This window comes from Enterococcus sp. PLH-Efm8 (assembly GCF_053011625.1).
The window spans coordinates 2,605,112-2,620,075 of sequence record NZ_CP172568.1 but is presented as its reverse complement, the minus strand read 5'-3'; the positions used below and the strand labels follow the sequence as shown (position 1 = coordinate 2,620,075).

General features: G+C 38.6%; 13 protein-coding genes and 1 riboswitch. Of the genes, 11 read left to right on the top strand and 2 right to left on the bottom strand.

What is annotated here, in order from left to right:
* Positions 1-71 precede the first annotated feature (71 nt).
* Positions 72-878 (bottom strand): pyrroline-5-carboxylate reductase, encoded by an 807-nt coding sequence (gene proC / locus ACIFUW_RS12880; RefSeq protein ID WP_002303638.1) that lies wholly within the window; start codon positions 876-878, stop codon positions 72-74.
* 140 nt (positions 879-1,018) lie between these two features.
* On the opposite strand from proC, the gene mprF reads away from it, so the two are divergent.
* From mprF to thiT, 9 genes are all read left to right on the top strand, one after another.
* Positions 1,019-3,592, top strand: a complete 2,574-nt coding sequence (gene mprF / locus ACIFUW_RS12875) for a bifunctional lysylphosphatidylglycerol flippase/synthetase MprF (RefSeq protein ID WP_002287340.1) — start codon at positions 1,019-1,021, stop codon at positions 3,590-3,592.
* Positions 3,593-3,745: 153 nt separating this feature from the next.
* Positions 3,746-4,597 (top strand): 4-(cytidine 5'-diphospho)-2-C-methyl-D-erythritol kinase, encoded by an 852-nt coding sequence (gene ispE / locus ACIFUW_RS12870; protein WP_002296028.1) that lies wholly within the window; start codon positions 3,746-3,748, stop codon positions 4,595-4,597.
* Between the two features lie 244 nt (positions 4,598-4,841).
* Positions 4,842-5,780: a metal ABC transporter substrate-binding protein gene (locus ACIFUW_RS12865; RefSeq protein ID WP_002287342.1), complete on the top strand. Its 939-nt coding sequence runs from the start codon at positions 4,842-4,844 to the stop codon at positions 5,778-5,780.
* A gap of 22 nt (positions 5,781-5,802) precedes the next feature.
* Entirely contained in the window at positions 5,803-6,483 is a 681-nt protein-coding gene (locus ACIFUW_RS12860; protein WP_002287343.1) for a metal ABC transporter ATP-binding protein, read from the top strand.
* Positions 6,456-7,280, top strand: coding sequence for a metal ABC transporter permease (locus ACIFUW_RS12855; protein WP_002287344.1), 825 nt, complete (start codon positions 6,456-6,458; stop codon positions 7,278-7,280). The genes ACIFUW_RS12860 and ACIFUW_RS12855 overlap by 28 nt, the downstream gene beginning before the upstream one ends.
* Before the next feature lie 166 nt (positions 7,281-7,446).
* On the top strand, positions 7,447-8,265 hold the full coding sequence (purR, locus tag ACIFUW_RS12850) for a pur operon repressor (protein WP_002287345.1): 819 nt from the start codon (positions 7,447-7,449) through the stop codon (positions 8,263-8,265).
* 502 nt (positions 8,266-8,767) lie between these two features.
* Positions 8,768-10,141, top strand: a complete 1,374-nt coding sequence (gene glmU, locus ACIFUW_RS12845; RefSeq protein WP_002287346.1) for a bifunctional UDP-N-acetylglucosamine diphosphorylase/glucosamine-1-phosphate N-acetyltransferase GlmU — start codon at positions 8,768-8,770, stop codon at positions 10,139-10,141.
* 93 nt (positions 10,142-10,234) lie between these two features.
* A complete protein-coding gene (locus tag ACIFUW_RS12840) occupies positions 10,235-11,206 on the top strand; it encodes a ribose-phosphate diphosphokinase (protein WP_002287347.1) in 972 nt (323 codons plus the stop codon).
* A gap of 5 nt (positions 11,207-11,211) precedes the next feature.
* A riboswitch (TPP riboswitch) is annotated at positions 11,212-11,314 on the top strand.
* A 65-nt stretch (positions 11,315-11,379) separates the two neighbouring features.
* On the top strand, positions 11,380-11,949 hold the full coding sequence (gene thiT, locus ACIFUW_RS12835; RefSeq protein WP_002296029.1) for an energy-coupled thiamine transporter ThiT: 570 nt from the start codon (positions 11,380-11,382) through the stop codon (positions 11,947-11,949).
* 80 nt (positions 11,950-12,029) lie between these two features.
* Here thiT and ACIFUW_RS12830 read toward each other — a convergent pair whose 3' ends face one another.
* On the bottom strand, positions 12,030-12,803 hold the full coding sequence (locus ACIFUW_RS12830; protein ID WP_002287349.1) for a hypothetical protein: 774 nt from the start codon (positions 12,801-12,803) through the stop codon (positions 12,030-12,032).
* A gap of 266 nt (positions 12,804-13,069) precedes the next feature.
* Here ACIFUW_RS12830 and ACIFUW_RS12825 point away from each other — a divergent pair, with 266 nt between their 5' ends.
* Entirely contained in the window at positions 13,070-14,770 is a 1,701-nt protein-coding gene (locus tag ACIFUW_RS12825) for a patatin-like phospholipase family protein (RefSeq protein ID WP_002287350.1), read from the top strand.
* Positions 14,740-14,958: a YdbC family protein gene (locus ACIFUW_RS12820; RefSeq protein ID WP_002287352.1), complete on the top strand. Its 219-nt coding sequence runs from the start codon at positions 14,740-14,742 to the stop codon at positions 14,956-14,958. Before ACIFUW_RS12825 ends, ACIFUW_RS12820 begins: the two co-directional genes overlap by 31 nt.
* Positions 14,959-14,964 lie beyond the last annotated feature (6 nt).

Below are 14,964 nucleotides of genomic sequence, written 5' to 3'. Positions count from 1 at the left end.
TACAAAAGAAGAGCCGCGGCAAAAGCCACAGCTCTTCTTTTTTTGTAAGGCACGAAAAAACATTGCTATCATTATTTTTTATTCAACATCTCAAGATCTTTCTCGATCGTCGTATTGATTCCTTTGATGATTGCTGGGATGAATCCTGCTTCTTCTAAGGCAACTACACCTGCAACAGTTGTACCGCCAGGAGAAGAAACTTGGTCTACAAGTTCCCATGGATTTTTATCACTTGAAAGGAATTTTTGACAAGAACCCATAATTGCTTTTGCAGCAATCTCAGTGGCTGTCTGTTTGGACAAACCATTCAGTACACCAGTCCGTCCCATCGCATCGATCAGCATGTAAACGAATGCGGGTGAGCTGCCAGCAAGGCCAATGAATGTACTGAAATCTGATTCTGCTAAAGGATAGACGCTGCCGATTGCTTCAAAAATCATCGTAGCTTGCTGAAGCTGTTCCTCCGTGGCAGCTTCATTTTTGCAAATCGCAGAAACGCCTGCTCCTACGCTGACATTGACATTCGGCATCACACGTACGATGGAGGCCTGAGGATCTTCAAGCGCTGTTTCTAAATCTATTAATGATTTTCCTGAAGCAATAGAAATGAATAAGACTTTCTGGCTATATTCTCTTAGTTCTTCCAATACTTTTTCAATGATTTTTGGTTTCACGGCTAAAAGAACGATATCTGATTGTGATGCAACTTCCTGATTACTTTTGCATGCATGGACGCCAGTTTCAGCAGCAAATTTTTGTGCATTTTCAAAATGTCCACTGGAAACGAACACCTCTTCTTTCGAGACTGTTCCTTTTTTTAATAAACCATCAATAATAGCTTGTGCCATATTCCCTGTGCCGATAAATCCTACTTTCATGTTATCCTCTCCTTTAGCATTAGGATATCTTTCTTTTTCTATCATCGCAAGCAAAGAACAGGTCTAAAGTGGAAAAATTAAAATAAATAAGATAACATTGGGGTATGACACAAAAGTATACAAGTTAGGAATGGGAAAATGTGAAAAATAAACGATACTTGATGCTGCAATGGATAAAGGAACATAGTCTGATTTTAAAACTGATTTTTTTCGGCTCCGTGTTAGTCTTTGTGGCAAATCAAGTCGCAAATATTGCTAATGGCATGAGTTGGCAAGATATTTGGCAAAGGATGGGACAACAAAGCCGCATGACGATCCTGCTCATGATTCTGGCTGGACTGCTGGGTGTCACTCCGATGTTGTTGTATGATTGGGTGACGATCAGAGTCTTAGAAAAACAAGGAAAACCAAAAATGGAAAGAAAAGAGTTTCTTCTTGCTGCGTGGGTAACAAACACGATCAACAATCTCGCCGGTTTTGGTGGTGTGGTAGGAGCAAGTCTGCGGGCTAGTTTTTATGGAAAGCAGACAAATAGAAAAATGGTTTTAGCCACTGTATCAAAAGTCGCACTATTTATGCTGACTGGTTTGTCTGTATGGTCGTTTCTTACATTTATTGATGTCTTTTTTATTCAGTCAGAAAGTATTTTTCGAAGCTATTGGATCTGGCTTTTCGGCGGTAGTTTTTTAGCACCAGTCATTTTCTTTTTTGCTTATCTAAAGAGAAAGACATTGTTCTTCGAGTTTTATCCAAAAGGCTTGCTTGGTCTGCTACTGGCATCCTTTGGACAATGGACGGGAGCCCTTGCGGTATTTTTGATCATCGGCAAGTTGATGAGAATAGATATTTCGATGCTTTCGATCTATCCTATGTTCATGATTGCTACATTGATAGGAATGCTGACGATGGTCCCAGGTGGAATGGGGACTTTTGACGTTTTGATGATCTTAGGAATGAGTCAATTGTCTGTTCGGCAAGATGTAGCAGTAGTTTGGCTATTATATTATCGGTTGTTTTATTATGTTCTACCTTTTATGACGGGACTTCTATTGTTCATCACACATACAGGAGTCAAAATCAATCGATTTTTAGATAACATTCCGCGACTGTTTTTCCAAAAGGTTGCGCATATCGTGCTCGTAAGTGCTGTCTATTTTGCGGGGATCATGATGGTACTTCTATCAACAATCACTAATCTGTCTGCAATCAGTCGGCTATTTCAAGTATTATTGCCGTTCTCATTCAATTTTTTAGATCAGACAGTGAATCTATTGGTTGGCTTTTTATTACTCGGCCTTGCTAGAGCACTTTCAGTAAAAGTCAAAAAGGCATTTCTGCCTACGATTGCTTTACTATCTTTTGGTATTTTAAATACAATCACACGTACGTTATCTTGGCAGTTGATATTGGTATATGTCTTGATTCTGTTAGCTGTGTGGTTATCCAGAAAAGAATTTTATCGAACAAAATTCGTTTATTCTTGGGGAGCTATAATCTTTGATGCTAGCTTGTTCGGCTTTTTGTTTATCGTTTACGCAATTGCAGGCTATCACAGCGGACGCTTTTTAGTCGGTCGAATAACAGGAAATCATTTTATTTTGTTTCCTTCAGATGATGTGTGGTTCTCAGGGCTTATTGGTTTGGGCATCTCATTGCTAGCTTTAGTGGCGCTTTATCAATATTTAGCTGAAGATACTACGAAGCTTGGCAGTGAGTACGAAAAAGACCGTTTTGACCGTTTATTGGAAACATACGGAGGCACAGCTACAAGCCATCAGCTTCGCTTGTCAGGTTACAGTTATTTTTATTACCAAGAAGACGACCAAGATCAAGTCGTTTTTGGTTATCAGATCAAAGGAAACAAATGCTTTGTTTTAGGAGATCCAGTTGGCAATCCTAAAATGATGCGGGCAGCAACGAATCAGTTTATGAAACAAGCAGATTGTTTAGGCTATCAGCTTGCGTTTTATAAGATATCAGAAAGCTACGTAGTGATGCTTCATGAATTGGGTTTTCACTTCACGAAAGTAGGTGAAGCAGGGATTGTTGATCTAGCAACAGAAGACTTGTCTCGGCTGAGTCAGCAACTTGAATATCAACGTTTGATGAAAGAAGGATACCATTTTACTTGGTACGATCAACTGCCGGAAGAATTACATCAAGCTGTAAATGAAGTTTCACAAAAATGGCTTCAAGGTGCACGAGAAAAATACTTCTCTGTGGGACGATTTGATAAATCATATGTATTATCTAGCGGTGTCGGTATTGTCCGTAAAGATCAAAAAGTCGTTGGCTTCATCACCGCTCAGCCGATGACGAAGAAGCAGGCGGGATATGATTTGTTGCGGGTCTTACCTAAAGAATCTGAGGAATTAGCTGACTATCTGTTAGCCAATCTGTTTATTGTATACGAGAAAATGGGCTACTCGGAAGCCAATCTAGGCTTAGCTCCATTAGCTAATGTTGGAGAAACAGATTTTTCTTTCTTTCAAGAAAAAGTCATGCATATCGTATATAATTATGGTAATTTTTTCTATTCCTTCCAGTCTGCTTATGAAAAGAAATTAAAATATGTCGATCATTGGGAAGGACGTTATTTTGCTTATAGGAAAGGAAGTAATTTCGGATTTGCTACCATGCAGCTACTCAGTCTGATAGGAAAAGAAAAAGGAAATGTTCCGAGTTTGGCAGAAGAAGTGCTCACAGAATTATAAGAATCACTAGAACTTGTTTGGATTATGAAGAGAAAATTCTGTGAAAGCTGTTGAAACGATGACAAAATCAACCACTAGGCAGACATAAGCTATACTTTTATTTTTCCCTATGATAGAATACTTGCGACTTAGACTTTTCGAATGGGTGAGAGGATGGAATTGATTGAAAAAGCGCCAGCCAAGATAAATTTAGGACTGGATGTATTATATAGACGGCAAGATGGGTATCATGAGTTGGAAATGGTGATGTCGAGCGTAGACTTGGCAGATCATCTATTTTTTGAAGAAATAACAGAAGACAAAATCATTGTAGAAACAAATAAAGCATTTTTACCGGTAGATGAACGGAACAATGTTTATCAAGCTGCTTTATTGCTAAAAAATAAATACAATATCAAAACCGGTGTCAAGATCTTTGTTAAGAAGAATATTCCAGTAGCAGCTGGATTAGGCGGAGGAAGTACAGACTGTGCAGCTGCTCTAAGAGGGATCAACCAATTATGGAATCTGGGCTGTTCGTTAGAAGAACTGGCAGAAATCGGTTTGGAAGTCGGTACAGATGTTCCTTACTGTGTCTACGGAAGTACGGCATTTGTCGGTGGCAAAGGGGAAGAAATCCAAGTATTACCTTCTATGCCACAGTGCTGGGTTGTGTTGGTCAAACCAAGAATGAGTGTCTCTACACGTACAGTGTTTAGAGAAGTAGATACGCAAGCCATCCAACATCAAGACATCCACGGACTTGCTGAAGCCATCCGAGAGCAAGATTATCAGCAGATGATCAAAAAAATGGGAAACAGTTTAGAAGATATAACGGGAAAGCGGCATCCAGTCATCCATCAAATCAAAGAGCGTATGATCAAGTACGGAGCAGATGCTGCATTGATGAGTGGAAGCGGACCAACCGTTTTTGCCTTGTGTCAACATTATTCAAGAGCGCAGAGAGTATATAATGGGTTAAAAGGTTTTTGTGAGGAAGTTTATTTAGTACGAACCCTGCAATAAAATATAAGAAGTAAAATAGGTGATGAAAAACTGAGGAATCCTAAAATGGTATTCTTCAGTTTTTTATTGTAGTGAAATGGCTAGATATGAGCAGCAACTCATCCATTTTACGATTTAATCAAGAATATACATGCTTAAATCAGAAATTGATGGATTTCTATTGACTGTGTTTTTTTATTTTGATACATTAGTTCACGTTAATAAATCGTAAAATTACGATTTGTTCATTGAAAGGAGCATATAAATGAAAAAATATCTTTTGACAGCTACGGTAATGATAGGTGCTTTACTGTTTGCAGCATGTGGAAATACGAACAAGGAAGCAGACAAAAAAGAGGATTTGACGATCGTTACGACTTTTTATCCGATGTATGATTTTACAAAAGAGATCGTAGGGGATGAAGGAAACGTGAAACTTTTGATCCCTGCTGGAACGGAGCCGCATGATTTCGAACCAAGTGCAAAAGAAAGAGCAGAAATTTCCGATGCAGATGTTTTCGTGTATAATAGTTCAGACATGGAATTTTTTGTGGATTCGTTAAAGGATTCAGTGGATAGCAAACAGACCTTGATGATCGAAGCAGCTAAAGGAATCGACCGTTTAGAATCGCAAGAAGCAGACGAACATGAAGAATCAGAAGAAGGGCATGGTCATTCACATGAATACGATCCACATGTTTGGCTCGATCCGGTATTAGCTATAAAAGAAGTCAGAACGATTGCTGAAGAATTAGGCGAAAAATATCCAGATAAAAAGGAAACTTTTACGAAGAATGCCGATGCTTATATCAAAAAGCTTGAAGCACTGGATCAAAAATACTCCGATGAGCTAAAAGATGCAACAAACCGCACATTTGTCACTCAGCATGCTGCTTTTGCTTATTTAGCGAATCAATACGACTTAAAACAAGTAGCGATTTCGGGCGTTTCACCAGATCAGGAACCCACACCAAGTCGCTTAGCTGAGCTAAAAGAATTTGTGAAGAAAAACAACATCAAAGTGATTTATTTTGAAGAAAATGCCTCTTCGAAGGTAGCTGAGACATTGTCGAATGAAACAGGAGTGAAGCTAGAAGTGTTGAATCCTTTAGAAAGCTTGACTAATGAACAAATCAAAGCAGGCGAAAATTATATTTCTGTCATGGAAAAAAATCTGAAAGCTTTAAAAGAAAGTATCAATTAAGTTTTAGAATGGAGGTTGTAAGGTGCGTTATATCGAAATATCTGATTTGACCTTTTACTATGATGATGAACCTGTACTAGAAGATGTCTCTTATCATGTAGATGCGGGTGAATTTGTCATTTTAACTGGAGAAAATGGAGCAGCCAAGTCAACCTTGGTGAAAGCATCGTTAGGATTACTGAAACCTTCAAAAGGAATGATAAAGATTGCTGAGAAAAATCAAGAAGGAAAAAAATTAAGTATCGGTTATATTCCTCAACAAGTTGCATCTTTCAATGCAGGTTTTCCTAGTACGGTGATCGAATTAGTCCGTTCAGGAAGATATCCAAGAGGCCGCTGGTTCAAGCGTCTCTCTGAAAAAGATCATCAACATGTACAGCGTGCTTTAGAAGCTGTAGGGATGTGGGATATGCGAAATCGGCGAATAGGTGAATTGTCTGGCGGACAAAAGCAGCGAATCAGTTTAGCGCGTATTTTTGCTACTGACCCTGACTTATTTGTTCTTGATGAACCAACAACAGGTATGGATGAAGAATCCAGAAATGAATTTTATCGTCTTCTCCGACATAGTGCGCATGTCCATGGGAAATCAGTTCTAATGATCACCCATGATCATGAAGATATCAAACAGTATGCGGACAGACAGATCCGACTGGTGAGAAAGGAGGATTCTCAATGGCGTTGCTTTCATATGAATTCATGAGAAGAGCGTTTCTTGCCGCTATCTTCATTGCCGGAATCGCCCCGATGCTAGGTGTGTTTTTAGTGATCAGAAGACAATCGCTGATGGCTGATACGCTTTCTCATGTCTCTTTAGCAGGGGTAGCGTTAGGATTCTTTTTGAACCTTAATCCTACACTTACGACCATGCTAGTCGTTGTATTAGCAGCTGTGATATTGGAGTATCTGCGAACGATCTACCGAACCTATTCAGAAATCTCCATTGCCATTTTAATGGCTGGTGGTTTGGCGCTAGCGTTAGTATTGATGAATTTGAGCGGAGGGAATTCAGCAACAAGTATCCAATCCTATCTGTTTGGTTCGATCGTGACCATTACATGGGAGCAAGTCATCTTTTTAGGAATCTTATTCGTTGCCATCGGTATATTGTTCTTTTTATTCAAACGGCCGATGTATGTTCTGACTTTTGATGAAGATACCGCCCACGTGGATGGGCTACCCGTTCATTTGATGTCGATGATGTTCAATGTGATTACTGGTGTGGCTATTGCTGTGATGATCCCGATTGCCGGTGCACTTTTGATATCCGCAATCATGGTTCTTCCCGCAGCAATCGGTATGCGATTAGGCAAAAGCTTCAATGTCGTGATTGCTATCAGTGTTTGTGTAGGATTTCTAGGGATGCTGTCAGGACTAACTAGCTCGTTTTATCTAGATACACCTCCAGGAGCAACAATCACATTAGTCTTTATTGCTTTGTTCCTGATTGTAAATATCATCAAACGAATATTGGTTGCCTTCAGAAGAAAAAATAACTAAATTATAAAGAAAAGAAGCCTTATAAAAACGAAAAATTTTTTATAGGCTTCTTTTTATTTTAATAAATACCGAACTATTTTCTTATTTTTTCATAAAATGCTCGAATTTTTGAAGAAAAACTTATATAATGTAAAACGATAAAATTTCTTAAAAGGAGTTGGAATAGGTGAAAGTACGTCGCAGTGAACGTCTAGTTGACATGACACAGTATTTATTGAATCACCCGCATGAATTGATTTCCTTAACAAGCTTTGCCGAACGTTATGAATCTGCTAAATCTTCTATCAGTGAAGATTTGGGAATCATCAAGAAAACATTTAAAGAACGAGGGTATGGAACCTTGGAAACAATCCCGGGTGCTGCAGGTGGTGTATTGTTCATCCCTGAAATTTCATATGAAGAGGCGAAAAAATATATTGAATCTCTAGCAGAACGTCTATCAGAACAAGACCGTCTGCTTCCAGGAGGATATGTTTATCTCTCTGATTTGTTAGGAGAACCTGAACTGCTGCGTCAAGTTGGAAGAATCATTGCTTCTAAATACCTTGGTGAAAAAATCGATGCTGTAATGACTGTAGCCACAAAAGGCGTACCTATTGCCCAAGCTGTGTCCTATTATCTGAATGCGCCATTCGTTATTGTACGCCGGGACTCAAAAATAACAGAAGGATCAACAGTAAGTGTCAACTATGTGTCTGGATCTTCTGAAAGAATTGAAAAGATGGAACTGTCTAAGAGAAGTTTGAAACGTGGTTCACGTGTCCTTGTAGTGGATGATTTCATGAAAGGCGGCGGAACAGTCAACGGAATGAAGAGCTTGATTGAAGAATTCGAATCAGAACTTGTTGGCATCACTGTATTTGCCGAATCAAAATTCAACGGTCATCGCGCCATCGATGATTATACGTCACTGCTTTATGTCAAAGATGTAGATACTCAAACGAAAAATATTACGGTTGTGCCAGGAAATTATTTTTCAGAATAAGAGGTTGTGAAAAAGCCGCTTAGTTTCGAGTAGTAAGAAAAATTTTGTGAAAATGGCTTTCCACATTTTTTCATAAATTTGGCTTAATACCGAGAAACTGGCTTTTGAACACCGTTTATCTAGAGGTTGTGAAATCAGCGTCCTGTCCTGAGTATTAGCTCAATAAACGGAAAAATTGCTCCTCATATTTTGCCGTTTATTGAGCTAATACCGAAGGTCAGCTGATTGAAAAACGTTTAATGAAGAGGTTGTAAGCCTACCGTTTAACTCTAAGTCACAAGAAACGATTTCAAAAAACAGCTTTTCATGTTTTATGAGTAGTGTGACTTGTGACCGAGGAGTTGGCAGGAGAGCACCGGTTACCAAATAGATAGGCCCGTTATGGTCTATCTATTTTTTTATCCAGAAAACGCTGGGATAAAAGAAAATCACTTGTTTTGTTGAAAAAATGGGTATACTGGGATAAACTGAAATCAGCAAACTATATTTAGGAGTGACGCAGTTGGACGCACGTTATGCAATTATTTTGGCGGCAGGGAAAGGTACCCGCATGAAGTCAAAATTATATAAAGTTTTACATCCCGTTTCTGGTAAACCTATGGTAGAACATATCATTAATCGGGTCAGTGAAACGAAACCAGATGAAGTGATTACGATCGTTGGACACGGAGCAGAACAAGTTAAAGCACAACTAGGAGAACGCAGTAAATATGCGTTACAAGCAGAACAATTGGGAACAGGACATGCTGTTTTGCAAGCTGCTTCTTTCTTGGAAGGAAAAAAAGGAACAACGTTAGTTATCAGTGGCGATACACCATTATTGACTACTGAAACGCTGAACAATCTTTTTGAATATCACCAAGGAAAAAATGCAAGTGCAACGATCTTGACGGCACAAGCAGAAAACCCAACAGGATATGGACGAATCATCCGTGACCATATTGGGATCGTAGAAAAAATCGTGGAACAAAAAGATGCAACACCAGAAGAAGCTCTTGTACAAGAAATCAATACAGGAACTTACTGTTTTGACAACGAAGCTTTGTTCGATGCGTTAAGCAAAGTTGGAACAAACAATGCTCAAGGTGAATACTATCTAACAGATATCATCGAAATCTTAAAAGAAGAAGGCCATACAGTTGCTGCTTATCAAACGGATGATTTTGAAGAATCAATGGGAGTCAATGATCGGATCGCGTTAGCTAAAGCAAATGAGATCATGAGAAAGCGAATTAACCAGATGCATATGGTCAATGGCGTAAGCTTTGTCGATTCAGCAACGACATACATCGATGCAGGCGTAGAAATCGGTCCAGACACATTGATCGAAGCAGGTGTACAAATCCAAGGAAATACAGTCATTGGTTCTGATTGTGTCATCGGGTCACATTCAAAAATCGTAGACAGTAGGATTGAGGATCACGTCGTCATTGAAAACTCAGTCATTGAAAGCAGCCATGTCAAGAAACATGCAGATGTGGGACCTTATGCACATTTACGACCAAAAGCTGAAATTGGCGAAAACGTCCATATCGGAAACTTTGTGGAAGTGAAAAATGCTCAAATCGGCAAAGGAACTAAAGTCGGTCACTTGACTTATGTTGGTGATGCTACGCTGGGAGAAGAAATCAATGTCGGATGTGGTGTTGTCTTCGTCAACTATGATGGAAAGAACAAACATCATACGACTGTCGGCGACCACAGCTTTATTGGTTCTAGCACGAATATCATCGGACCTGTCGAGGTAGCTAAAAACAGTTCGATTGCTGCCGGGTCAACAATTACAGACAATATTCCAGAATATGCGCTGGCAATTGCGAGAGCAAGACAAGTCAATAAAGAAGGATATGCAAAAAAACTCCCTTATCTAAACTAAGACTTTTGCAAAATCACTTGATTTATTTAAAAAATATGACTACTATTTATTAGGTAGAATTCTAGAGTTGTGAAAAAGAAAGTGGAGGTCCCCATGTCAAAACATTACTTTGACCCAAGATTAAAAATTTTTGCGTTAAATTCCAATCGCCCATTAGCAGAGAAAATTGCAGCAGCAGTCGGCGTCGAGTTAGGAAAATCATCTGTTACTCAATTTAGTGATGGAGAAATTCAAGTAAACATTGAAGAAAGTATTCGTGGATCGCATGTCTATGTTATTCAATCAACGAGCAGCCCAGTCAATGATAACTTGATGGAGTTGCTGATCATGATTGACGCACTGAAACGAGCAAGTGCAAAAACAATCAACGTAGTCATGCCTTATTATGGCTATGCGCGTCAAGACCGTAAAGCACGTGCACGGGAACCAATCACAGCGAAATTAGTAGCAAACATGATTCAAAAAGCTGGTGCAACAAGAATGCTGACTTTGGACCTTCATGCAGTCCAAATCCAAGGTTTCTTTGATATTCCAGTCGATCATTTGATGGGTGCGCCACTTATTGCCAATTATTTCTTAGAAAAAGGAATCAAAGGCGATGATGTTGTCGTTGTTTCACCAGACCATGGTGGTGTCACACGGGCACGTAAATTAGCGGAATTTTTGAAATCTCCGATTGCGATCATAGACAAACGCCGTCCAAAAGCAAATGTTGCAGAAGTAATGAATATCATTGGACAAGTCAAAGGCAAAACTTGTGTACTGATCGATGATATGATCGATACAGCAGGTACGATCACATTGGCTGCCAATGCTTTGAAAGAAGCTGGTGCAACTAGTGTGTATGCTTCATGTACACATCCAGTATTATCCGGCCCTGCTTTACAAAGAATAGAAGATTCAGCTATCGAGCGTCTAGTTGTTACAGACTCGATCTATCTTCCAGAAGATCGTAAAATCGACAAAATCGATGAAGTAAGTGTTGGCGGACTAATGGGAGATGCAATCAAACGTATCCATGAAAACAAACCAGTTAGTCCATTGTTTGAAACAAAAAATAAATAATAAATAAACTCACAAAGGGGAGTCCAATTGGGCTGAGATTGAATCTATTTCTAAACCCTTCGTACCTGTATCGGTTATGCGAGCGTAGGAATTGTGAATAAACAGCTGTTTGACTATTTTCGAAAGCTGCTTCCTCCTTTGTGACTTTTTTATTCAAAGGAGGAAGTTTTTTTATGGGAAAAAATAGAGTTTGGGTAGAAGGAACGATTGTTGCAGCGTTAGCGATGGTGTTGTCGTTGATTCCGATCCAGATCGGCAGCAGTTTTTCTATTTCATTAGGGCAGATTCCATTGACTCTTTTTGCGTTAAGAAGAGGGACAAAGGCAGGGATGCTGGCAGGTTTCATTTGGGGCATCCTACATTTTCCGTTGGGACAAGTTTATTATTTAAGTGTCGTTCAAGTGTTGATTGAGTACCCGATTGCCTATACTTTTGCAGGCGCAGCAGGGCTCATGGCTTCAAATGTCCAAAAAGGCTATGTAGACGATAATACGAAACAAATTAGAAAAAGCATCGTGTTTGGTGCATTGATTGGCGCACTTTCCAGATATTTTTGGCATTTTATTGCAGGAGTGGTTTTCTGGGGAGCGTATGCACTATGGGGGATGAATCCTTGGCTCTTTTCTTTCGTAATGAATGGTGCCAGCGGGTTGAGTACAGCTATTGTAACGATCATCGTTTTATTAGGGATCCAACAAACGACTCCTTCGATTTTTGTGCCAGATAAACGACAGGAGCTGTAAATAAAAAAGAAGCAAGAAACTTGAGACAGAATCATGTCCTAGTTTCTTGTTTCCTTTTTATTTTTTGATAAGAAATAGATCTACTTCAATGGCAGATAAGAAAGATCGGCATCTTCTACCAATTGCCAGTGTCGATCGGTGACAGAGTAGATTAAAGTAGCGATGATTTCCTCTTCTCGATACCGGGTGCCTTTTAATTTCCAAATATAATCTTCAATCACATAGATTGGGATACGATATTTACCATCGATCAAACCAACTTGATCAAAAGAAAAAATGATCCCTTCCTGCATCAAATTACGCATTTCTTTCAATAATTCCACACTGATTTTTTCAACAGGTGTTTCTTTTTTGAAAAAAGATTTTTTTACATTGATCTTATCTGACAAGATCGAACTTAATTTACTAGCAAAAATCCTATAAAATTCATCTAAATAGCGATAATAAATCCGATTCAGCTGATCATTAAGATCGAAGTATACAAAATTATTCTGTAGTTTATAAAAAAACGGCGAATGAAGATGTGTTTTCATATGACCAAAATATAATAATTCTGAAATTTCTAAAGGTGTCAATTCTTTCAGCATCGTTAAATCAGTAAAGTCGATCCACTTCAATTCATCGAATCCACGCCTGTTACGAGAAGAGGAAAAGAAACGCTGAATATTTTCTGTACCACGGATTACTTTCAGCCCTGTATGGGATTCATATTCTCCAGCAGAAGCAGATGGATCAAGCAAGAGCAAGTTTTGAGGAAAATGCACGATACTGTTTGCAAAGTCAGTAGCAGTCAGCCCTTTTGTTAAAACAGCATTACTTGTGGTATCAATATGTACATAAACTGACTCAGTCATCATGTTCCTCCTCTTATTTCCTCTTAATCTCTTTTATTTTACAACATTTGCATTAAAAAAGCTTGTTTCTTTTATTTTAAAATTCCATTACAAAATCACGTTTTCATTGAAAACACTCTCATTTTCAATTAATTTTTGTGATTTTTGTATTTTTTTATTTAAAGGAGGTTTTATGAATTGTTTTCTTATGGAATCTACAAAGTCGAATACGAGACTCATGACCTTTTTATGACGTACTGGTATACTTGAAGAAAAAGGAGAGCGCGATGGAGATAAAAAAAGTTTACTTTTCACAGAAAATGTCGCTGTATTCGCCTATCCAGCAAGCAAAACAACCCCTTCCATTTTTTCAAAGTCATCAAGAAAGTAGAGACGCTTTTTGGCGTTCTGCAAAAAAGCAATGTGCTTTTAAAGCAGTATCGAAAAAATATACCGTCTATTTTACTATTGCTAAAAGTAGAGGAGATGTTATTTTTAATAATCTGTTGATTGAAGGTGAAACTTTTGAATGGAAAAAATTTTTTCGGTATATGGAAGCTTGCGCTCGTTTTTTTATTAAAGAAAACTGTTGTTTTTTATTTCAATCTCCTCTATCAGAAGAATGGTTGCGTATTTTTCATAAAAACGGCTATCAAGGAACCACACAATTAAATAAAAAGCTGGTCTATCATACAGCACTTGTTTTAGGTGGAGGAGGAGCGCACGGTGCTTATCAGATTGGTGTGTGGCAGGCGCTGAAGGAACATGATATCAACTTTGAGATTATCACAGGTACCTCGGTAGGTGCGTTGAACGGCGCATTGATTTTACAAGGAGATATGAAAAAAGCTGTGAATTTATGGAAAAAGCTGTCGACAAGACAAGTGCTTGCGTTACCAGAAATGGCTGCAGTTGAAGACCTTCGTGAACGCTTCTATCGAGAAAGACGCCAAATGACGAAAACAGCACTAATTGAAGGCGGGGTTTCTTCTGCTCCATTGGAAAAGATGGTCAAAGACAATTTGGATTTGTCCTTACTCAAACATAATCCCAAAATACGTTTATATACGGTGTCTACTAAACTGCCAGAACTAGCGGAAGTAGTGACTGATATCCAACAGACAAAAACAGAAGAAATACCAGATTGGATACTCGCCTCTGCTTCATTTTATCCCGCTATGGCTTATCGAAAGATCGGAAAAAATAAATATGCAGACGGTGGGTATCGCAACAAAATACCTATTGATATTGCGATTAACAAAGGAGCAACAGAGGCATTTGTCGTAGATGTGCAAGGGCCAGGCCCAGCGAAAAAAATTCGTATGCCAGACATTTTTATCCATTGGAAATGTCAAACATTGTGGACACTAGGCAGCTTTCTGCTTTTTGATAGCCAAAGGAACCAATTAAATTTACAATTAGGCTATCTGGAAATGAAAAAACGATTAGGCTATTACTATGGGAACTGGTATACATTTCATTCTGTTAAACCTGCAAGAACATACTGGCGAGGATTTTTGTCTTACTTAACAAAAGAAATTCAGTTAGAATTATCTTTTTTCAAAAGCATAAAATTTTGGCAAAAACTGCGTAATTTATATAAGAACAGGGTCGTACCAGAGACATGCGGATTGGCGATGCTAGAACTTTTAGCAAAAAAACATTTTTTACTGCCCAATGAAATCTATCAAGTAGACATGATGATTCAAATGATCTGCCAACAAGATATAAAAAGTATGCCGGATGATTTATTGGCACAAATTGGTCAATTAAGTACTGAAGAATGGCGAAGGTATCGAAAATACCAGCAAAAAATACAAAATGAGCGCACGAAAACTGTTTATTTTGATTATCTGCTACAAGGAAAACGCAAGGATCGTTTGCAGCATGAATTGCTTAAGCAACCAGTTGACACATTACTGATCCTATATTTATATTATCTCAAGGAGGAACAACCATGGCACAAGAATTTTCATATGAAATCGTAGAAGAAATCGCTATATTGTCAGAAAACAACAAGGGGTGGCGTAAAGAACTGAACCTAGTCAGCTGGAATGGTCGCCCGCCAAAATTCGATCTTCGAGATTGGGCGCCAGACCATGAAAAAATGGGGAAAGGCCTGACATTGACGAACGAAGAGTTTGAACAACTGCAAAAAGCAATAGAAAATATGTAATGAGGA